General features: G+C 61.7%; 14 protein-coding genes and 1 pseudogene. 8 read left to right on the top strand and 7 right to left on the bottom strand.

Translation table 11 applies throughout. The annotated features are described in order from the left end of the window. Positions 1–96: 96 nt before the first annotated feature. The 3 genes from ACDA63_RS08530 to ACDA63_RS08520 all read left to right on the top strand — a co-directional run bounded on the left by ACDA63_RS08530 (position 97) and on the right by ACDA63_RS08520 (position 4,611). Positions 97–2,481, top strand: a complete 2,385-nt coding sequence (locus ACDA63_RS08530) for a 3-hydroxyacyl-CoA dehydrogenase/enoyl-CoA hydratase family protein (RefSeq protein ID WP_373662799.1) — start codon at positions 97–99, stop codon at positions 2,479–2,481. A 14-nt stretch (positions 2,482–2,495) separates the two neighbouring features. Continuing rightward, positions 2,496–3,695 carry an acetyl-CoA C-acyltransferase gene (locus ACDA63_RS08525; RefSeq protein WP_373662798.1) on the top strand — a complete coding sequence of 400 codons (1,200 nt, stop codon included), beginning with the start codon at positions 2,496–2,498 and terminating at the stop codon, positions 3,693–3,695. Between the two features lie 208 nt (positions 3,696–3,903). Beyond that, positions 3,904–4,611, top strand: a complete 708-nt coding sequence (locus tag ACDA63_RS08520) for a hypothetical protein (protein WP_373662797.1) — start codon at positions 3,904–3,906, stop codon at positions 4,609–4,611. Between the two features lie 6 nt (positions 4,612–4,617). On the opposite strand, the gene ACDA63_RS08515 is transcribed toward ACDA63_RS08520, so the two are convergent. Then, a complete protein-coding gene (locus ACDA63_RS08515; protein ID WP_373662796.1) occupies positions 4,618–5,286 on the bottom strand; it encodes an outer membrane lipoprotein-sorting protein in 669 nt (222 codons plus the stop codon). 168 nt (positions 5,287–5,454) lie between these two features. On the opposite strand from ACDA63_RS08515, the gene ACDA63_RS08510 reads away from it, so the two are divergent. Together ACDA63_RS08510 and ACDA63_RS08505 are read left to right on the top strand one after the other, a co-directional pair. After that, the gene (locus ACDA63_RS08510) at positions 5,455–6,177 is read left to right on the top strand and encodes an ABC transporter ATP-binding protein (protein ID WP_373662795.1); all 723 of its coding nucleotides are present in this window, start codon (positions 5,455–5,457) and stop codon (positions 6,175–6,177) included. A gap of 23 nt (positions 6,178–6,200) precedes the next feature. Next, positions 6,201–7,556 carry a DUF1302 family protein gene (locus ACDA63_RS08505; protein ID WP_373662794.1) on the top strand — a complete coding sequence of 452 codons (1,356 nt, stop codon included), beginning with the start codon at positions 6,201–6,203 and terminating at the stop codon, positions 7,554–7,556. A 41-nt stretch (positions 7,557–7,597) separates the two neighbouring features. On the opposite strand, the gene glnE is transcribed toward ACDA63_RS08505, so the two are convergent. Then, positions 7,598–10,273 carry a bifunctional [glutamate--ammonia ligase]-adenylyl-L-tyrosine phosphorylase/[glutamate--ammonia-ligase] adenylyltransferase gene (gene glnE / locus ACDA63_RS08500; protein WP_373662793.1) on the bottom strand — a complete coding sequence of 892 codons (2,676 nt, stop codon included), beginning with the start codon at positions 10,271–10,273 and terminating at the stop codon, positions 7,598–7,600. A 259-nt stretch (positions 10,274–10,532) separates the two neighbouring features. Between glnE and ACDA63_RS08495 the strand changes: the two genes are divergently transcribed. The 3 genes and pseudogenes from ACDA63_RS08495 to ACDA63_RS08485 all read left to right on the top strand — a co-directional run. Continuing rightward, the gene (locus ACDA63_RS08495) at positions 10,533–14,396 is read left to right on the top strand and encodes a YhdP family protein (RefSeq protein WP_373662792.1); all 3,864 of its coding nucleotides are present in this window, start codon (positions 10,533–10,535) and stop codon (positions 14,394–14,396) included. A gap of 58 nt (positions 14,397–14,454) precedes the next feature. Then, the gene (locus ACDA63_RS08490; RefSeq protein WP_373662791.1) at positions 14,455–15,267 is read left to right on the top strand and encodes a carbon-nitrogen hydrolase family protein; all 813 of its coding nucleotides are present in this window, start codon (positions 14,455–14,457) and stop codon (positions 15,265–15,267) included. Positions 15,268–16,913: 1,646 nt separating this feature from the next. Continuing rightward, a pseudogene (locus ACDA63_RS08485) lies at positions 16,914–17,023 on the top strand (IS3 family transposase); the annotation flags it as partial. A gap of 289 nt (positions 17,024–17,312) precedes the next feature. Here the strand turns inward: ACDA63_RS08485 and ACDA63_RS08480 are convergent. From ACDA63_RS08480 to ACDA63_RS08460, 5 genes are all read right to left on the bottom strand, one after another. Further along, on the bottom strand, positions 17,313–18,227 hold the full coding sequence (locus ACDA63_RS08480; protein ID WP_373662790.1) for a hypothetical protein: 915 nt from the start codon (positions 18,225–18,227) through the stop codon (positions 17,313–17,315). Positions 18,228–18,480: 253 nt separating this feature from the next. Next, positions 18,481–18,873 (bottom strand): hypothetical protein, encoded by a 393-nt coding sequence (locus ACDA63_RS08475; RefSeq protein ID WP_373662789.1) that lies wholly within the window; start codon positions 18,871–18,873, stop codon positions 18,481–18,483. A gap of 108 nt (positions 18,874–18,981) precedes the next feature. Beyond that, on the bottom strand, positions 18,982–20,232 hold the full coding sequence (locus ACDA63_RS08470; RefSeq protein ID WP_373662788.1) for a hypothetical protein: 1,251 nt from the start codon (positions 20,230–20,232) through the stop codon (positions 18,982–18,984). Between the two features lie 120 nt (positions 20,233–20,352). Further along, a complete protein-coding gene (locus ACDA63_RS08465; protein ID WP_373662787.1) occupies positions 20,353–20,790 on the bottom strand; it encodes a hypothetical protein in 438 nt (145 codons plus the stop codon). A gap of 2 nt (positions 20,791–20,792) precedes the next feature. Further along, positions 20,793–21,842 (bottom strand): hypothetical protein (locus ACDA63_RS08460; protein ID WP_373662786.1); only part of this gene is annotated, 1,050 nt, incomplete at its 5' end.

Raw genomic sequence — 21,842 nt, 5'->3', positions numbered from 1 at the left:
CTCCCTTCATTGCAACGGGGGTAAGGGGGCGTATTGCCCCGACCCCGTTTCTGCCGCTCTTCCCCGACCGTCTCGCATCACTGAAGGGGAAGCGTCGTGAGCAACTTCATCATCCGCAAAGTCGCCGTACTCGGCGCTGGCGTCATGGGTGCGCAGATCGCCGCACACTGTGCCAATGCCGAAGTCCCGGTGGTCCTGTTCGACCTGCCGGCCAAAGAGGGTGACCCGAACGGCATCGTGCGCCGGGCGCTCGATGGCCTGAAAAAGCTCGAACCCTCGCCGCTGGCGACGGCAGACCGCGTGCAGTACATCGAAGCCGCCAACTACGAGCAGCACATCGCCAGGCTCGCGGAGTGCGATCTCATCATCGAAGCCATCGCCGAGAAGATGGAGTGGAAGCTTGACCTCTACAAGAAGGTCGCCCCTCACATCCGCCCCGATGCGATCTTCGCCACCAACACCTCGGGTCTGTCGATCAATGCGCTGGCCGATGGATGCCCCGCCGCGCTGCGGCCGCGCTTCTGCGGTGTACATTTCTTCAATCCGCCGCGCTACATGTCGCTGGTGGAGCTGATTCCCTGCGCCGGCACAGACGCTGCGCTGCTCGATCAACTGGAGACCTTCCTCACCACCACGCTGGGCAAGAGCGTGGTCCGCGCATTCGATACGCCCAATTTCGTCGCGAACCGCGTCGGCGTGTTTTCGATCCTCGCCGTCATGCATCACACGCAGCGGCTTGGGCTGGGCTTCGATGAAGTGGACGCGCTGACCGGTCCGCTCATCGGTCGCCCCAAGAGCGCGACCTATCGCACCGCCGACGTGGTTGGCCTCGACACGCTCGCGCATGTCATCAAGACGATGACCGACAACCTGCGCGACGGCCCGTGGGCGAAGTACTACGCTGCACCGGCGTGGCTGGCCGCGTTGATCGAGCGCGGCGCGCTGGGCCAGAAGACCAAGGCCGGCATCTATCGCAAGGACGGCAAGGTCATCAAGGTGCTGGACCTTGCGCAGCAGGATTACCGAGAGAGTGCCGGCCAGGTGGCCGACGAGGTTGCCGACATCCTCGCGGACAAGAATCCGGCCACACGCTTTGCACGCCTGCGTGCCAGCACACATCCGCAGGCGCAGTTCCTGTGGTCGATCTTCCGCGACGTGTTCCATTACGTCGCCGTGCATCTGAAAGACATCGCGCACAACGCCCGTGATGTTGATCTCGCCATGCGCTGGGGTTTCGGCTGGGCGCAAGGCCCGTTTGAAGCCTGGCAGGCCGCAGGCTGGCGCGACATCGCCAAAGCGATAGCCGAGGACATCGCGGCGGGGCAATCCATGGCCGATGCCGCATTGCCGGCATGGGTGAGCGAGGTCGACGGCGTGCATGGCGCGGCAGGTTCGTATTCCGCTGCGAAGGGCGAGCGACAAACGCGCTCGACGCTGCCGGTGTACCGGCGCCAGCTTTTCCCCGAGCGCGTCTTTGGCGAGGCCGAGGAACGTGGCCGCACGTTGTGGGAAACCGACGAAGTCCGCATGTGGACGCTCGATGACGAAGACGGCGCCCACGTCCCCGTGCTGTCGTTCAAGAGCAAGATGTGCGCAGTCGGCCCCGGCGTGCTCGATGGCATCATCGAAGCGGTGCGCCGTGCCGAGCGCGATCACGACGGCCTCGTCATCTGGCAACCGAAAGCGCCGTTCTCGGTGGGCGCCAACCTCAAGCAGATCCGCCCGGTGCTGGAGGCCGGCGACTTCAAGACGCTGGACGGCATCGTCGCACGCTTCCAGGAGATGTCGCAGGCCATCAAGTACGCGCAGGTGCCCGTCATCGCCGCCGTGAACGGCATGGCCTTGGGCGGCGGGTGCGAGATCGTCATGCATTCGGCACGCGCGGTGTGTGCGCTGGAAAGCTACATCGGCCTGGTGGAAGTGGGCGTCGGCCTGATCCCGGCCGGCGGCGGCTGCAAGGAATTCGCCGAGCGTACGGCCGAACTGGCCGCGCGTACCGCGACCAATGATCCGATGAACTGGCTGCAGGGCGTGTTCCAGACCATCGCCATGGCGAACGTGTCGAAGAGCGCCCGCCACGCAAAGGAAATGTCGCTGCTGCGCGAGCATGACATCGTCGTCATGAATCCCAACGAAATCCTCCATGTCGCGCGCAAGACGGCGCGCGCGATGACCGCAGCCGGCTACCGGCCCAGGTTGCCGCCGGCGGGTGTGCCCGTCGCCGGGCGCGGCGGCATTGCCACGCTGGAAATGATGCTGGTGAACATGCACGAAGGCGGCTTCATTTCCGATCACGACTATCGCGTGTCGAAGGCCGTCGCCACGGCGCTGTGCGGTGGCCAGGTGGACGGTGGATCGGTGGTGTCGGAACAGTGGCTGCTCGAAGTCGAGCGTGCCCAGTTCGTCGACCTGCTGCGCACGCCTGCCACGCAGGCCCGCCTCATCCACATGCTCGAAACCGGCAAGCCGCTGCGCAACTGATTCGGAGACACACCATGACTAGAATGATCCAGGACGCCTACATCGTCGCCGCCACGCGTACGCCGGTGGCCAAGCGCCGCGGCGCATTCCGCAACGTGCGCCCGGACGACATGCTGGCCCACGTATTGCGCGAAGTCGTCGGCAAGGTGGAAGGGCTCGATGCGCATGAGATCGGCGACGTGATCGTCGGTTGCGCCATGCCCGAAGCGGAGCAGGGCATGAACGTGGCACGCATCGGCGCTTTGCTCGCCGGCCTGCCAGACAGCGTGCCGGGCGTGACCATCAACCGCTTCTGCTCGTCTGGCCTCAACGCCGTGGCCGATGCGGCAACGCGCATCCAGTTGGGCGAGGCCGACGTCATGATCGGCGCTGGCACCGAGTCGATGACGATCATGCCGCAGATGATGGGCAACAAGGTCGCCATCAACCCGGCGGTGTTCGCCAGCGACGAGCATCGTGCCATCGCCTACGGCATGGGCCTGACGGCCGAACGCGTGGCGACCCGCTACAACGTCTCGCGCGACGACCAGGACGCATTCGCCCAGGCTTCGCATGAGAAGGCGTCGGCGGCCATCGCAGCCGGCCACTTCCGCAACGAGATCTCGCCCTACACCGTGCGGGAACACCGCCCCGGCGCAGGCGCCGAAGTGCGGATCGCTGAGCGCGTGATCGACACCGACGAAGGCCCGCGCGCAGACAGCTCGCGCGAAGGGCTTGCCAAGCTCAAGCCGGTGTTCGCGGCGAAAGGTTCGGTGACGGCGGGCAACAGCTCGCAGATGTCCGACGGCGCTGCCGCCGTGTTGCTGATGAGCGAAGCGGCGGTCAAGCGGTATGGCGTGACGCCGATCGCGCGTTATCGCAGTTTTTCGGTCGCGGGCGTGCCGCCCGAAGTGATGGGCATCGGCCCGGTCGAAGCGATTCCGCGCGCGCTGGCGCGGGCCGGCGTCGCGCTGCAGGACATCGGCTGGATCGAGCTGAACGAAGCCTTCGCGGCGCAGGCCCTGGCGGTGATCCGTACGCTGGGGCTCGACCCGGCACGCGTCAATCCGCTGGGCGGCGCCATCGCGTTGGGTCATCCGTTGGGCGCAACGGGGGCAATCCGCGTGGCAACCCTGATGAGCGCCATGCAGCGGGACGCCGCCCTCAAGTACGGCATGGTGACCATGTGCATTGGCACCGGCATGGGCGCGGCGGGCATCTTCGAGCGCGTGTAGCCCCGGCTTGCGCGATGGCGACGACACGGGCGTCGTTGCCATCGCGCGCAAGCGGGGTCCCCCGTTTGCATCTTCGTCACCGGAGTTGTGTCGGTGATGCGTGGGAATATTCTGTTGCTTCGCCTGTCGTGATATGCATCAAGCCTGCATATGTCATCGACGCAATGATCCGCATCCGTGATTTCCCCGCGACGGATGGTCGTCGATCATGCGAGTTCCCGCCCTGCTGCTGTTGTGCTGTTTCCTGTCCGCGTGTGCGGGTCCCAAGGACGTCGCGATTCCCGCCAATCCTGCGCTGTGGCAGTCCGAGCTGTCCGGTGTGTTCCAGCGGCTGTCGGAAGACGAACGCGTATTGCTGGCCGGCTTTCTGACGCGGGCGCGGATCGGCGAGGGATTCGGCCGCCTCGGCGTGCCGCGCGACATCACCGTCGGACGTGCCATCCAGAACGAGCGCGATTATCTTGAGCGCACCGCCCAGGCGACCGCCGAGCGAGAGGCGGCCCTGCAGCAGCGTGCCGCATTGCGGCAGACGATCATCGAACGCATCAATAGCGTGGTGGCGGTCCAGGTCGACGACGTGCGGGTGCAGCAGGGCAACGCGCGCCGCAAGCGGACGGCGGATCTCCAGCAGGTCTGGCTGACGCTGCACAACCAGGGGCAGGTGCCCATCCGCTCGGTGGTTGGCGAGGCCATCCTGCTCGATACGAAAGGTACGGAAGTGGCGCGCATCGGCTTCCGGTCCAGCACGCAGATCGCGCCGGGACAGAGCGTGAGCTGGCATGGCGAACGGGTCTTCGATTCTTCGCTGCCCGGCCATCAGGCGCTCACCAAGCTCAGGCGCGGTCAATATGCCACGCGCTTCGATCCATCGTCGGTGGCATTTGCCGATGGGTCTCAACTGTCGGTGGCCGAGTAATCGGGGTCATTGCAGCTTCTTGAGATATTCCTTGGTAAAGACGTGATCCGGCAGGTCGCGCGGTTTCATCGCGTCATATTCCAGCACCGACACCTCGCCTTGCTTCAGGGCATCTTCCATCACCAGTCGCGTCGGTCGCACCTTGCCGCCGAGTGATTTGAAGTTCTCGTAACGGCAGCTCTTGAGCAGCCGTCCGGACAGCGAATAGAACTCCGCCTTGTACGGATAACTGTTCGACTGCCTGACCCAGTAGATGACTTTGGCATAGGTCACGCCGCGATCCACCGCATTGAGTTCGAGCACGTCGTAGGCTTCGCCGTCGATGGTGTCGGTCCGCAGCACTTTCGGGTTGTAGTCGCCCGCGAAGTTGGCGCGCGCCAGGTCGCCGTAGGCGACTTCGCCAGTCAGTCGCTGGGCGACGGACAGGCGGACCGGCTGCGACACATTGGGCATGAACAGCCATAGATCGCGCGCTTTCATCAGCAGCACCTGGCCGCGCTCGGCGGCAGGTTCGGTCGTCATGACGATGGTGTTGTCGTTGCCCTTGGAAAGCACGCGGTACTTGCGGACCTCCGGCGCCTGGTCGGGCACTTTGGAAGTAATCGCGATATCGACTTGGAAGCCGTCCGCGGGGAAGCGCACCCGGTCGGCCTTCTCTACGATCGAGCGTGCCATATCTGACTCTTGGGCGGCGGCAGGCAGTGCTACACTCGCCGCCGCAATGGCGAGCAGCAGCGTCATTCGACGCAGGATTGACAGGGTAGGCATCCTTGTAGGCTCCCGCTGGGCTGGGGAGTGGAAGGATGGCCCCGCAACCAGGGCTTGGCAAGGGAGAACGCCACGATGGGCGTCGTTGTCGAGGTGGACAGGGTCAGCAAGGTTTACGAACTTGGCGGGCAGATGTTCCAGGCCCTCAAGAGCGTCAGCCTGGCGATCGAAGAGGGTGTCTTCATGGCCATTGCCGGCCCCTCGGGGAGCGGCAAGACGTCGTTGCTCAACCTGATCGGTTGCATCGATACACCCAGCGGCGGGCGCATCCTGATCGACGGCGTGGATGTGGCGGGTAAATCGGCCGATGAACTGGCCGACCTGCGCAATCGCACCATCGGTTTCATTTTCCAGACCTTCAATCTGCTGCCCGTACTCAGCGCGGCCGAAAACGTCGAATATCCGCTGCTGCGGCGCAACGACCTGACGGCCGCCGAACGGCGCGCGCGGGTCAAGCATTTCCTGAATCTCGTGGGGTTGTCCAATTTTGGCGGGCGGCGGCCGAACCAGCTCTCCGGCGGGCAGCGGCAGCGGGTGGCGATCGCCAGGGCGCTGGCGGTGGAGCCGCGCATCGTGCTGGCCGACGAACCGACTGCCAACCTCGACCGCAAGACGGGCGACGAGATTCTCAAGCTGATGCGCTCGCTCAACAAGCAACTTGGCACCACCTTCATCTTTTCTACCCACGACAAGCGGGTGATGGCGATGGCCGACCGCCTGGTGCGCATTTCGGATGGAGAGCTGACCCTGCTCGGGGTGCGTACCGCCGACCGCTGGGCCTACGTCAAGGCGCGCTGACAGCGCCCGGAGAACGAATCGACATGAAGCACAAGCACACCGCCCTTGCCATGCTCGTCGCCTGTTCCCTCTCGGGGTTTGGCGCCGGCGCGGCGGCGCAATCGCGCGACTCGCTGTTCGACGACGACGCCGCGGCGCCCGCGGCCGAGCCCGCTTCGGGCGGCGGGGCGCGGTTCTTCGGCAGCACCGAGGCGGGCGTCGCCCGCAGCATCGACGACCCGGCGCACTGGTCGCATCTGCGCTGGCGCAATATCGTCGGCGCGCAGGGGAGCGGAGCGGGGCTCAAGTGGAAACTCGGCGCGCGCATCGACCTCGATGCGGCCTACGCTGGTCGCAACCAGGACATCTATCCGCCGGCCGTGCGCAACGATCAGAAGATCGATGTCGAACTGAAAGAGAACTACGTCGACGCGTCGGCTGGCGGGCTCGAATGGCGGTTGGGCAAGCAGAACATCGTGTGGGGCGAACTGGTCGGCATCTTCGTGGCCGATGTCGTTTCGCCGCGCGACATGCGCGATTTCCTGCGCACCGATACCGAGGAAGTACGTCGCACGCAATGGGCCGTGCGCGTGGAGAAATTCTCCGGCGACTGGCACGGCGAGCTCGTATGGATTCCGGTGCAGACCTACGACAACATCGGCAAGCCGGGCGCCGACTTCTTCCCGTACCCCGTGCCGCCCACGCCGGGCTATGCCTACGACATCGCGCAGGAACGACGGCCTGAGCGCGATTTTGCCAACGGCAGCTTCGGCGGGCGCATCGGCGTACTCAAATCGGGCTGGGACGTGGCCGCCTTCGCCTACCAGAGCCGCGACGTTAATCCGACCTTCGAGCGCAGCATCGTGACATCGCCCGTGCCGACGACCATCTACACGCCGGTGCATGATCGCATCACCCAGCTTGGCGGCACGCTCAGCAAGGATTTCAGCGGCATCGTGTTCAAGGGGGAGGGCGTGTGGACCTCGGGCCGGCGCTTTACCCTCACGCGGCTGGACGACGATGACGGCCTGAGAAAGTCGCAATCCTTCGACTGGGCGCTGGGCATGGATACCACGCCACTCGACGCGCTGCGGGTGAACCTGCAGTTGTTCGGCCGCTCGCTGGCGAGCCATGATGCCTCGATGCTGGTCGACAAGAACGAAACCGGCGGCAGCATCATGGGTACCTACGCGCTGACCGGCAATCTCGATGCGCAACTACTGTGGGTGACCAGTTTCAACCGCTCGGAAGGCTGGCTGGCGCCAGTGTTGATCTGGCGCATCACGCCCAATACGCGCCTGCGTTTCGGCGCGGATTTCTTCTATGGCCCGCAGACCGGAGCGATCGGGCGGTTCGACAGCAAAGACCGCGTGTACGGCGAACTGCGTTACTCGTACTGACAACGGCGCAAGGTTTTGTACCAGCCCTGCGCCTGACATCGTCAGATCTGCTCGAACACGCACCGCCACAGGGCATTGACCGCCTTGCGTTGCTGCGCCATCGAATCGTCGAAGATGCGACTCTTCTTTTCGTTCAGGCGCAGGGCATGCTGCGCTCGACGCAGGTCGCGATAGGCGTCCGCCGCTTCGTGTGCCGTGTCGGCTGGAATGAGCCCGACGTTGGCCGCCAGCCGTAGCAGCGCGATGTTGCCGATGTTGCCGAGCAGCTCCGGCCATTGCGAAGCGTAGGCGAGCACGAGGAACTGCACGACGAACTCCACGTCGATCAACCCGCCCGCATCGTGCTTCAGCTCGAATCCCTCGCCCTTGTCGGCGAAGGCGTCGCGCATCTTCTTGCGCATGGAAAGGACTTCTTCGCGCAGCTTCGGCACGTCGCGCGGCTGGCTGAGCAGTTCGCCGCGCATGCGCTCGAACGCAGCACCCAGTTCAGGCTTGCCTGCGCAGAAGCGTGCGCGCGTGAGGGCCTGGTGTTCCCATACCCAGGCGGACTCGCGCTGGTATTTCTCGAAGGCTTCCATGGAACTGACCAGCAAGCCGGAGTCCCCGTTCGGACGCAGCCGCAGGTCGGTCTCGAACAGCAGGCCGGCGGGCGTCTGGCTCGACAGCCAGGTGTTGATGCGTTGCGCGAGTCGCGCGTAGATCGCCTGGGCATCCGGGTGCGGGTCGTCGTGGAGGAAGACGATGTCCAGGTCCGACGCGTAACCAAGTTCCTTGCCCCCCAGCTTGCCGTAGCCGACGACGATGAAACTGGGGTTGTCGCAGTGCCGCTTGGCGAGGTGCTGCCAGCACACGTAGAGGGTTTCTTCGAGGATGACGTCTGCCAGCGCGGAGAGGTGGTCGGAGAGTTTTTCGACCGTGAGCTGGCCGGCGATGTCCTGGTTGAGCAGCCGGAATACCTGCGCGTGGTGAGCCTCGCGCATCAGGTCCATCTGCTGTTCGATGTCGTTGTCATGTTCGTCGAGGCGCGCACGCAGATCCTGTGCAAAGGCGTGCCAGTCGGGCACCGTGCCCAGTTCGCGGGCGTCGAGCAGTTCGTCGAGCAGCAGTGGGTGGCGGGTGAGGAAACGTGCCGCCCAGCTCGACGCGGAAGTCAGTTCGATCACCCGTTGCAGCGTCATCGGATACTGCTGCAGCAGGGCGAGATACGCGGCGCGGCGGCAGATCGCTTCGAGCAGATCGAGCATGCGCGTGAGCGTGTCGTGCGCATTGGGCTGGCGTGCGCACAGTTCGATTACGCGTGGCATCAGCGCGGCCAGTCGCTGGCGACTGTCGTCCGACATGGCGCGGAATCGTGGGCTTTGGCGAAAGCCTTGCAGTCGCTGTGCCAGTTCGCTGGCGTCAGCGTAGTTGAGGCGTTCGAGCACCGCGCAAGTCGGCTCGGTGTCGCCCGCGCCCGACCAGGCTTCGTCCAGTTCATGCTCGCCGGCGGCGGGGTCGGAGAATACCGCCGCGAAGTGCGCGGCAACGCGGCCACGATGCGCTTCGAGGACTTCGCTCAGCGCGGCATAGTCGGCAAAGCCCATGCTCTGGGCGAGCCGTTCCCGGTCCTCGTCGGACGCGGGCAGCATGTGCGTCTGTGCGTCGTCCATGTACTGGATGCGGTGCTCCAGCCGGCGCAGGAACTCATAGGCTTCGGTCAGTTCCACCACGGTGGCCTCGGGCATCAGCCCGCGCTCGGGCAAGAGCGACAGCACCTTGAGCGTGGGGCGTTGCTGCAGTTCGCGGTCGCGCCCGCCACGAATCAGCTGGAAGACCTGGGCGATGAATTCGATCTCACGGATGCCGCCGGGCCCGAGCTTGATGTTGTCGGCCATCTCGCGCCGCGCGACTTCCTGGCGGATCTGCGCATGCAGCGCGCGCATGGCATTGATGGCGCCGTAGTCGAGGTACTTGCGAAAGACGAACGGACGCGCGATCGACAGCAGCTCTTCGTCGGCGTCGCCCGTCATCGGCCGCGCCTTGATCCACGCATAGCGCTCCCACTCGCGGCCCTGCGTGACGAAGTAGTTCTCCAGCATGTCGAAGCTCGCCACCAGCGGGCCCGAATCGCCGTTGGGGCGCAGCCGCATGTCGACGCGGAAGACGAAGCCCTCTGCGGTGCGCTCGGCCAGCGCGTTGATCAGTCCGCGCCCGAGCTTGGTGTAGAACTCGAAGGCGCCGATCGAACGGGGGCCGTCGGTGTCCACATCCTCGGGGTAGGCAAAGATGAGGTCGATGTCCGACGACACGTTGAGCTCGCCGCCGCCCAGCTTGCCCATGCCGATGACGACCATCTCCTGCTCGCGGCCGTCGGCCCGTCGCGGGACGCCGAAACGCTCCGCGAGCCGCGCGGCGACGACGCGCTGCGCGGTGCTGACGGCGACGTCGGCCAGCAGGCTCATGCCCTGGGTGACTTCGGACAGCGACGCCAGCCCGGCCAGGTCGCGTACCATCAGGTGCCCATAGACCCAACTGCGCAGGTGGCGCAGGCGCCGGCCGAGCGTTTCCTCTGTCAGTTCGCCTTCTTCGTCGAGGAAGGCCAGCATGTCGCGCCTGCCCAATGGCCGGTCGATGCCGCGTCCGATGCGCTCGCCCAACCACGGGTGCGCGATGAGCTGGCTGGCAAAAAAGCGACTGTAGGCAGCGGTCTGATGTAAGAGTTCGTCAAAGGCGGGCATAGTGAATGTCGGCAGGCATTAAAATTCCGGTTCCTGCAAGTGTCTTCAGCGTTTCTCCGCCTGCCGTCCCTGGACGACCTGCGGAGTGGGCATTGCCGGGCCAAGCCATTTCATGGGCCGATAATCGCCGCCATCGATGACAGACAACCGAGCAGACTCCGGAGCGCCGTATTCTCCACCGTCGCCGGCGCCTTCGCCAAGGCGCCATTGGGCGCGATGGCGGCGCGCGCTCGCCGTGAGCGCGATGGTGCTGATGGCCGTGCCCCGTACACTGTGGCGCGGTCTGCTGGTGCTGTATTTCGTCGCGGCGATCTCTTTTCTGCTGGTGCGCTATGTGGCGATGCCGCAAGTGGGCATGCATCGCGACGATATCGCCGACGCGCTCTCACGTGCGCTGGGCTTGCGCGTACAGATTTCCGAACTCCAGGCCGAATGGACCGGGCTGCGTCCCGAGATCCACATCCGTGGCCTGCGCATTTTCGATCGCGCCGACCGGCCGGCACTCGAACTTCCCAGCGTCGACGCCACGCTCGCCTGGTCGTCGCTGTGGCGGCAGCAGATCGTCACACAACGGCTGACGCTGAGCGGCACGCACCTGGCGATCCGTCGCGAGGCCGATGGCGGCATCTTCGTTGCCGGTCTCCAGGTCAATGCCAACGACAGCAAGGGCGGCGATGGTTTCTCCCGCTTCGTGCTGGGGCAGGAGCGTATCGACATCCGCGATGCGAGCCTGTCGTGGCGCGACATGCAGCGCGCCGCGCCCCAACTGGAGCTGGATGACGTCAACCTGCGGCTGATCAACAGCGGCGCGCGTCATCGCGTGGCTCTGCGGGCCGCGCCGCCAGCCGCCATGGCGGCACCTCTCGATATTCGCGCAGACCTGCGCGGGCGCAGCTTTGCCGATCTGAGCGGCTGGCGCGGCGCGGTGTACGTCGGACTGGACCGAGCTGACCTGGCCGTCTGGAGCCAGTGGATCGACTATCCCGTGGATCTGCCCGCCGGCAAGGGCGGCGTGCACGCGTGGGTCAACTTCGAAGGCAACAAGGTAGCCGGGCTGACTGCCGACGTGGCCCTGCGCGACGTGACCTTGCGCGCGCAGCCCGATCTGCCCGAACTGCATCTGTCGGAACTTTCCGGCCGTCTGCGCGGCGCGGTCCGCGCGGGGGACATGTCTTTTTCCGCCGACCGACTCCAGTTGGCGACGGCCGACGGCATCCGCATGGCTCCGGCGCGACTGGCCCTGCGCACGGTCGGCGCCACCGATGCTCATCCGCAGCGCGTTGAAGCCAGCGCCGCCAACATCGATCTGGACACGCTGCATCATCTGTCGACGTACATCCCGATTCCCGACGCCGAGCGCATCTCGCTCGAAGAGGCTTCGCCCACCGGCCACGTGACCGAGCTGTCATTCAACTGGCAGGGGCCCGGCGCCGATGCGGCGGCACAGCCGATGCGCTTTACCGCCAAGGCGAAGTTCGACAACGTCTCCGTGCGCCCGCGCGGCGCGATCCCTGGCGTGGAAGGACTCTCCGGCGCCATTGATGGGAATGAGCGCTCGGGCACCTACGACGTGACCATTCGCGGCGGACTGCACCTGCCGGCCGAAATGCAGACTCCTTTCCTGCCGCTCGAGCGTGCCACGCTGCGCGGAGGTTGGTCGCATCGCGACGTGAAAGGTGCTGACACGCTGGCCGTGCAAGTGCGCGAAGGGCACATCGTCAATCCGGATGCGGCCGGCACTGTGTCGGGCGAGTGGCTCGCCACGGGGCACTCCGGCAGCATCGACCTGACGGGCCGCTTTACGCACGCGAAAGCGGCGGCCGTGTGGCGTTACATGCCGATCTCGGTACCGACGACCGTGACCGATTGGCTGCGCGGGCATCTGATCAGCGGCGAAGTGCGCGACATCTCGCTGCGCCTGGCCGGGGAGCTGGACCGCTTTCCGTACCGCAACGATCCGAAGCAGGGCGTATTTACCGTTCAGGGGCACATTGCCGACGCGCGCATCGAGTTCGCACCCGGCTGGCCCGGCCTGCAAGGCGTGCGCGGCAGTCTGCTGTTCGATCGCACGCGCATGCTCATCCAGGCGGATACCGGCCGCTACGGTGCCGCGCGCGTGTCGGGCGTGAAGGTCGAGATCCCCGACCTCGAAGATGTGGGCAAGCAGGTGCTCACCGTCGATGGACGCGCGGCCGGGCCGACCAAGGATTTCCTCGACTACGTCGCCAACAGCCACCTCGCCGATCTGTCGGGGCATTTCAGCCGCCAGACCACGGCCGTCGGCAATGGCGAACTCGACCTGCACCTGGCGATGCCGCTGCATGACGGCGCCCACACGCAGGTCAAGGGTACCTATCGATTCATCAATAACCAGATCAAGCTGTTCCCCTCGCTCCCCGAATTCCGCAACACCAACGCGCGGCTGGCGTTTACCGAGCATGGGCTTTCCATGCCGGAACTGAGCGCCGAGTTCATCGGCTCGCCGCTGCGCGCGCGCGGCGAGACCGACAGCGACGGCACGCTGCGTTTCGACGGCACGAGCACGGTGCCGGTCGAAGCACTGCGGCAGCTTGCCGACACCGACATGCTGCAATACCTGTCCGGATCGTTCGATGCGCGGGTCGGCGTGACTATCCGCAAGGGGCTGGCCGAAGTGGCGGTGACAAGTTCGTTGATCGGCGTGAAGTCGAATCTGCCCGCGCCGCTGGGCAAAGGCGCGTCGGAGCCCCTGCCGAGTACGCTGACGTGGCGCAACGCCGGCATCGGCGACACGGCGCCCGCCGGCGGCGATGGGCAATCCTGGCGCTTCAAGATCGGCAACCGCGGCGAGGTGATGTGGGAAGAGGCGTGCACGCCAGCAGGCGGGTGCCGCATGTCGCGTGGCGCGGTGGCCGTCGGTGATTCGGCGAGCCTGCCGGAGCGCGGCATCCGATTGTCCGGGCGCTTCCAACGGCTGGATGTCGACGCGTGGAAGCCCATCGTGCTGGCTGCCTCGACCGAAGGCCCGTCGGCGGGCGCCGAACTCGCCGCCGGTGCGGTCGTTCAGGCCGACGAACTCGTTGCTGCCGGTCATGTATTCCGCAAAGTGACCGGCCGCGTGCTGCGCCAGGGGGGCGACTATGTGGTGCGGCTCGAAGGGCCCGACATTGCTGGCGACATCACCTGGCAGGGCGCGGGACAGGGGCGCATGCTGGCGCACTTCTCGCGGCTGGCGCTGCAACCCGTCAAAGGCGATGCCCCGGCCGCGTCCGGCATGGTCGAACAGAAATCGTTGCCGGCCTTCGATATCGTTGCGGACGATTTCAGCGTGCAGGGCATGGCATTGGGGCGGCTGCAACTGCGCGCCAACAACGCGGGCGATGAGTGGCGCCTGGAGCATCTGTCCGTCGACAGCGCCGACAACCATTTGAACGGCTCCGGCGTATGGCGTCCATTTGGCGCGCGACGCGTGATGATGATGGCATTCACGCTCGAATCCGAGGACGCCGGCAAGTTGCTCGCGCGGCTGGGCTATCCCGATTCGATGCGCGGCGGCAGGACTGAAGTGAAGGGCTCCGTCAGTTGGCGAGGCTCGCCCGGCGGCATCGATTTCCCCACGCTCAACGGTACGCTCGATCTGGAGGTCGACAAGGGGCAGTTCAACAAGCTCAATCCGGGAGCGGGGCGATTGCTGGGTATTCTGAGCCTGCAATCGTTACCGCGCCGCCTTACGCTGGACTTCCGCGACGTGTTCTCCGAAGGCTTTGCCTTCGACACCCTGGGCGGCACGCTGGCGATCAAGAACGGCGTGATGAGTACCGACGATCTCGAAATGCGCGGCCCGGCCGCGCGCGTGAGGCTGGTCGGCAACACCGACCTGTCTCGCGAGCGTCACGACTTGCGCGTGATGGTGCAACCCACGCTGTCCGAGACCGTGGCCGTCGGCGCGGCGGCGGTCACCGGCATCATCAACCCGGTGGTCGGGCTGGCGACGTACCTCGCACAGAAAGCGTTGCGCGACCCGGTCGAGAAGATCTTCAGCTTCGAGTACACCGTGACGGGAAGCTGGTCCGATCCAAAGGTCGAGCGCGTGCTTGCCATCGAGCCGCGCGACGAGACTTCGAGCCCGCTCGCCAAACCCTGACGAGACGTTCATCATTGCCGGTGTCGCGCACCCCACGCGCAACCTGCCGAGAATGCTCATGAACGAACCCGTCATCGTCGCCGCCATCCAGACCGTTTCCGGCCCCGACCTGCAGGCCAATCTCGACGAAGCTGCCGCGCGTATTGCACAAGCCGCGGAGCGTGGGGCACGCCTGGTGGCATTGCCCGAATACTTTGCCTGCATGTCCGCCGACGAGACCGCCAAGGTGCGCATGCGCGAGGCGGACGGCGAAGGCCCCATCCAGCACGCGCTGGCAGACGCCGCGCGCCGGCACGGGGTATGGGTCGTCGGCGGCACCTTGCCGCTGGTGGCGTCGGACGCGCAACACGTGCGCAACACCAGTCTTGTCTTCGATGATCAGGGCCGCCGTGTCGCGCGTTACGACAAGGTGCACCTGTTCAATTTCCAGCGCGGGACGGAAAGCTACGACGAAGCGCGCACCATCGAGGCCGGAGCACAAGTCGTGACCTTCGAATCGCCTGTCGGTCCGACCGGCGTGGCGGTGTGTTACGACCTGCGCTTCCCCGAGCAATTCCGCCGCATGGGCGAAGTCAATCTCATCGTGCTGCCGGCCGCATTCACGCACACCACCGGTCAGGCGCATTGGGAGGTGTTGCTCCGCGCGCGCGCCATCGAGAACCAGTGCTACGTGCTGGCGAGCGCGCAGGGGGGCGTGCATCCACATGGGCGGCGGACCTTCGGTCACAGCATGCTGATCGATCCATGGGGCGAGATCGTGGCGATGCTGGAGGAAGGGCCGGGCATTGTTGTTGGCGCCGTCGATCCGGGGCGGATTGCTTCGGTGAGGGAGAGCCTGCCGGCATTGCGGCATCGAAGGTTTACGGATTAGGGATTCCCGCGCTGGTTTGGCAGGAATGCTGGGGTGATTTCAAAAAACCTCTCTTGCGTGGGCCTGGGTCTATCGAGTGTGGTCTTGATTGCAGATGCCCGACGGCCGGGAGTTCGTCCCGGCGGCCGAGCAACTTCTTTGTTATCGACAAAGAAGTCACCAAGAAAGCGACCCCTGCATCGCCGCCGGCCTGCGGCCGGTCCCCAGCGCTACTCGTCAAGTCAGGCGGCTGCGGAACTCGTCGCTGCGCTCCTCAGACAGTCCTCGCCGCTTGTCAACATCCTCTCAAGAATGGCTCTGCATCTAGGTCGGCACGCGCCCAAGGCTAGAACTACCCACTAATTTACCCATCCAGCGAATGCTCTTCCAACCTCCCCGCACTTTGCTTTTGGCTAGCGGCGTGCATCAACCTCAACTCTTCACGCATTCCATAGATTCTCAATTCGCCGCGCCCTTCTATTAACACAACTAGCGCCCGGTCCGGTCTTGTTGTCAAGATCCGTATTCGCTGATATTCAAAGCAGTGCGCTTTCATGAGACATTCCAAGAAATAGCGATCATAGGCCGCAATTCGGTAACCGAAACCACCGTGTCGCCCATGGGTGTCATACCAAATTGCCACCGCACGCATCTCTGCCAACAATTTTCCGCCTTGCCGATCCGTACTTCTTTGAAAGGATGGTAAAACGACAACAACAAAGACAAGAAGGAACAGACATAGAGCGAAGATGAGTCCACCCCAAAATGGGTCGAGACCATGGCGCCCGAAAAGCAGACTCCAAAACGTCATCTCATTCCCTACATTCTTACTCAGCCAATACCGAACATGCGAGATGACAGCCCAATCCAACGCCAATCGTTATCCTGTTGACGTACTGTCTGAAGTCGAACGATGACACGAATTTAAGTTAGATAGGGTTATGTCGAATTCTCGGTTGATCGTATGTCATCTATTGCACCATTCTTTTCTATCCCTGTCTGTATCGCCGCAGCTAAGTGCCCCAAGACAATAGGGGACCCAAATAGCTTGATCCTTTCATCATGCTGCGTGACAAGGTCGATTACTCTGCTGCCATTTCTATACGGAACGTTGAAAGATATTTCCCTGTAGTTGTATGGTGAGGCTTTCAAAAAGCATACAACGAGACCGTCCTCATAGGCGGATGCTCGAAACCAGCCACCACTATATCCTCCTCTGTGGGTACTAACAGACCCTAGTGCGCGCGCATTGACAATGAGGCCACCCAGCGCGTAATCCACTTTGCGCCGCACCCCAGGCAAAATGACACATACCAGGAGCCATGCAAAAATAGCGCCAACAAATAGCGGTACCCCATATGCCATACAAATATTGTGCGGTTTTGCCATAGTCATTTTTGTTGATGAGGACGTGGATCGATCGTCCTGTATCAGCTTTGGAGAGCATTTGCTGCCGCTTTCCTGCGCCAATTCGTGCGCAAGAGCCCGCTGTCGCAGATGCTGCATTCCCTCGCCGCTTGTCGACATTCTTTGAAGAACCGCTCTACATCTAGGTCGACGCGCGACCAAGACTAGAGCTGCCCACAAATTTGCCAATTCCGAGCGTCAGAGTGAGGATGGGTGATTAGGTTCCGTCGCCTAACCCCAACCGCGCATCTGAAGCCTTATTCGTTTCGAGGGTGCTCGATGAATGGTGTACAAGAATGGCGTGGCGATTGAATTCGGGCGCCTCGGCAAGCCGACCAACAACGCAGAAAATGAATCCTTCAACGGACGCGACGGAATTCGCTCACCAATGGGCTAGATTGGGATCGCCCCCGAAGAGTCCGAATTTTTGAGCCAAGACCAGGGTGGGAGTCGGGCTGGCCTCCGCGAGATTAATGGGCGCGAACTCCTCTAATTGCGGCCGACTTTCTTTCCGACTACGTACCCCAGACCGGTAAATATCGTAATTATCACTTTTCCATAAATCCAGTCTGACGGCGACAGAATAAAAACGGAAATAATGACTCCACAAATAAAACCCACAAAGGCGTACACAACAGGCAACATTGCTGTTCCTCATCTCACGGTTTGCAGATCATCTTACAAGCAGCCCCTCCTGCAACTTGCTTCAGTGCCCACCCTCCGATCTCCTTGACTGTTATTCCTCCAGGAATCAGATTACCGGGACTAAGGACAGAGCAAACTAGTTCGCATTGCCCCTGATTAACCTCCTGGTCGGTACGTAAATCCAGCTTTCCGGGCAAAACCCCGGCTGAGTATTCTCCTGTATTCCAGCCCGCGCCAAAAGGATCGACGGGCCGATTATTCGTAGATGAAGGAGCGTAGTCAGATAGACTGCCTGCTGCCCAACTATATGTAACACCCGTATTCTCTTGAATGTACGCTGCGAGACCTACATCTACATTTGCCGGGATGTTCTGTATTAACCACGGTCCCGCAGTTGTCTGCGCAACGCCATAGCTCGCTCCTTGATCGAATACCGTTTCCGGATTCGGATACTGAATGACCGCATTCGAAAAGGTAGTCTCTCCTAGTGCATTGTTATTTGCTGCACGAAGTGCGTCCTGTATCTGCTTTGGAGAGTATTTGCCGCCGCTTTTGCGAGCCAACTCGCGAGCCAGATCCATTTCGTCAGGATGCAACTGACGATTGTAAGTGTCCGCCACGCCCGCTGCCGCAGATGCAGCATTCCCCTGGCTCCCGCCCCCACTAATCGCATATGCAACCGTTTGGCCGGCCAATTGAAGGATGGCGTCGCGCTCGTCTTTCGAGAGAGTTGTTGGGATCCTGTCCAACTGATCACTTAGCAGGGCGATTGCCGCCGTCGCGCCACCTACTGCCGCAGCCCCTGTCCCGAAGTCGCGGTCTGCTGCACGTCCAGCATCGTTGATACCGCTGATTGCTGCTCGAACATCGGCGACTTCAAGAGCGGAACAGAGATTTCTGGATATAAATGCTTCTAATACATATCTCAATGAGCCCTCGGGACCGGTTACCTATCATTTTTCTTGAGTCTGTATATTTCATATATCCACATAATCGTTCCACAGCCGACTCCGCAGCCAGAGATTATTTTCAAGTGCCTTTTTGCAACTACCCAATCTACAATCCAGCGCCCCATTAAGGCGGGAATCAATACGTCCAAAAAAACGAATGCAATACTCATTGACGCCACCCATACCAAAACGCAATACAACCAAAGAACAAATCTGTCTCTCATTTTGCTATTCACGGTGCTTTTCTCTGAACCTTATCGACGGTACTCTCCTGGATTGCTCCGCCCAGCCCTCCGCCAACCCATGCGGGGACGGCACTAGGTGGAGCATATTTGCTAATTCCGAATCCTATATCCTGCCATTCAGGGCGATACCAAGGATTCAGCATCGGATTTAGCACTCGCGTCGCAACCGCGCCTGCCGGATAGCCGATAATCGTTCCTGCCGCTGCAGCGTTCATTGCACCCGTCGGGTCTTGACCCGATATGCCACTACTGACTAATGCGCCGCCCATGTTGATATACGCCGTAGATAATAAGCCGCCCGAAGAGCTCAGCCACCCTGTAAAACCAGAAACTACCCAGGCATTCCAATCGAATGGCTTGTCACCGGTTGCCTGAACCACTCCATTCGCCGTCAAGCCAATGCCAGCACCGGCCGTACCAATACTTGCCGCCGGCAGCGTAGGGGCTGCGAGAGCCATCACCCCAACGCCTGCAAGAGCGATGCCGAACTAATTTCCATCAATATTGGCCGCAATTTGCTCCGCTTTGGTTTTTCCCGTTCCGAGCTGTGCCTTGCCAGCGTGATAGGCATCGATATTGTTCGCGATGTACTCACGGTTGAAATTATGATCGGCATAATTCGGGTCGTCCTTCTTGCCGTCGCAATTCAGATTTTGGCATCCAATTAGACTCCGAATTTCCCAGTCAATATTACCGCCAGTTGCTTCTGCAGTCTGTTGATCAGAATTGCGCATCATCTCCGCAATAATCCGCTCTTCCGCCTCTTGTTCGCTGATTCCGAGTTTTTCTGCAACCTGTTTGGCGTAGCGCTTTGCTTTATCGTATTCGTTTTGGTGAAGCATGCGGTTATACGTATCGGCCATCCCCGCAGTCCCTGCGGCAGCAGCCCATTGGCTTCCTCCGCCCGCAACCACATAGGCTACTGTGTCGCCCGCTAGTTGCAGAATCGCATTGCGTTCATTGGCGCTGAGATCTGGCAGTAAATCCAGTTGGTCTTTCAGTAGCGCGATTGCCGCCGTCGCGCCACCTACTGCCGCAGCCCCTGTCCCGAAGTCGCCGCCCAATGCCTTGCTCACGAGACCGCCAACCAAGGCATGCACGGCCACCTTGACCGACTCGTCCTGGCCTTCGAGCATGTCACCAACGTTCTTGTACAAGAGAGGCGCGGCCTGCTGCATGGTCTGCGCACGCAGATCCGCAAGCTCCTGTTGTTCCTTGACCTGCTGCGCGTCGAAGATCTTGTCGATCTTGCCGTTAGCGGTCTCGGCATCGTGGTTGATGCTGGCGATGGTCTCGTCGGCCGTCTTGCCGGTGCGGGCAATTTGCTCGTCGTTGTCCGTGATAACGATGGTGCCTTGTGAGATGACGCTCTTGGTGGTGCCGGTGGCCTGACCTTCGATCGGCGCCTGACCGTTGGCGGCGGGTGTATTCAAGACGCTGACAGCAGCATTCTTGGCGAGCGTGCCATCGGCCCAGCCAACACCGCCCGCGCCGCTTGTGCCGCCGCTATAGCTCAGTGCGATGCTGTCCTTGTCGCTGCTGAAACTGGCGTAGTTTTCGACGTCACTGGTGGTAAGCGTGCGTGTCTCGAAGTAGTTCTTGTCCGGTGTGGCGGTGCTGACGATGGCCCCGCCTTGTAGGTCGGTGTTGCCATGCACGACAACGTTGTAGCCGCCGGCTCCTGCAAAGACGCCGCTTTGTTCATTGACTGAGGCGAAGGTGCTAGTGATCTTTCGCACCGACCATAGGGCGCTCTAGAGATAAAATCCTAAATAAACCGAGCACATTGAGCCAACAACGCACCAGCTAATTCGCGACAATCTCGAGCAAATGGCGCGGCTCATCTGAAATATCTAATATCATTTGTAAACAAATATCGCAATCAGTGAAAACATAATAATTCCGTTAACATACCCCCATGCCATCATGGAAATCGACATATATTTTGATAACACACCTTTTGGGCTCAAAAATCTGTCCTGGTATGCAGAAAACATTGGCGGAAATTTTCCATACTCCTTCAATTTAGTCCTGTTTATATTTTTGGCATGCGTTATAAAAGCCGTTGAAAAACTAAAAATGGACAAAATTAAACCAAGCCCTGTAGCATAAATCGACCCTTCAAACAAAGAGAGTTTCAAAGGAAAATCGCAATATGCAGGAGCAATAACTTGGCACGCGCCGGGCTTTGAAAAATTAATGTAAAACATGGTCGTGCATGTCACAAAAACGCCAAGCTGTATCGTGATTGTTTTTTTCAATTTTGAAACGATATGGCGAAGAATTATTTTTTTCATTGTCAGCACTTAAAGTCACGAGTTACTATGGAAAACGTGCACGTCCTGGTCGTTGTAACAGAAACCGTACCTGGCCCCTTGCTTCCAATGGATATGCTTCCCCCCGTCGCCTCGCCCGCCGAATTTTTTACCAACGACGCTCCTCCTCCGAGGCCAAATATACCAAAACCTAAATTCAGGCTCTCGGAAGTCCCACGAAAATCATCAACCCCTCCTTTATTAATGCCGGATGTAACAGAAAAAGACAGATCCCAACCCGCTCCTTTGCCATACGTAACATAGACTCCCACGTCTCCATTATTTCCTCCATCGGGCGATGAGGCATAATACCCAAGCCCGGATACGAGCCCCACTCCCACTATGCCGGAAAGAGAGAGACCTCCGCTTATGGTTTGAGGTCCAAAGGAAACAGGGGCCGGCATGCAATCCGAGCTTTGACAGAACGTAGTCGGCTGTGCGCTGGGCGCTAGAACCGTGTCCCATTCATAGGTTTGCCCTGTGTTCGCCATGACATATGCCATCAGGTCTGGCGTCAATCCCAACGTGGCACCCAGCGGAGGTTGTTTGCCGTCCTCGAATGCCTTTTCTCCCAAAGTCACGTTGTCGGCGAGGGCCAGCGCGCTCTCAATTTCTTTGGCTGAGTACTTACCACCGCTTTTCTGTGCCAATTCGCGCGCAAGATCTTTCTCTTCCGGATGAATTTGCCGGTTGTAGAGATCAGCCATACCTGCTGCCGCAGATGCTGCATTCCCTTGGCTCCCGCCTCCACTAATCGCATATGCAACAGTTTGGCCGGCCAATTGAAGGATGGCGTCGCGCTCGTCTTTCGAGAGAGTTGTTGGGATGCTGTCCAACTGATCACTTAGCAGGGCGATTGCCGCCGTCGCACCGCCTACTGCCGCAGCCCCTGTCCCGAAGTCACCGCCCAATGCCTTGCTCACGAGACCGCCAACCAAGGCATGCACTGCCACCTTAACCGACTCGTCCTGGCCTTCGAGCATGTCACCAACGTTCTTGTACAAGAGAGGCGCGGCCTGCTGCATGGTCTGCGC

The organism is Uliginosibacterium sp. sgz301328, from assembly GCF_041807905.1.
GTDB lineage: Bacteria > Pseudomonadota > Gammaproteobacteria > Burkholderiales > Rhodocyclaceae > JBGVSA01.
Note: the sequence above shows the minus strand (reverse complement) of the source record. Positions and strands in the feature narration are given on the sequence as shown.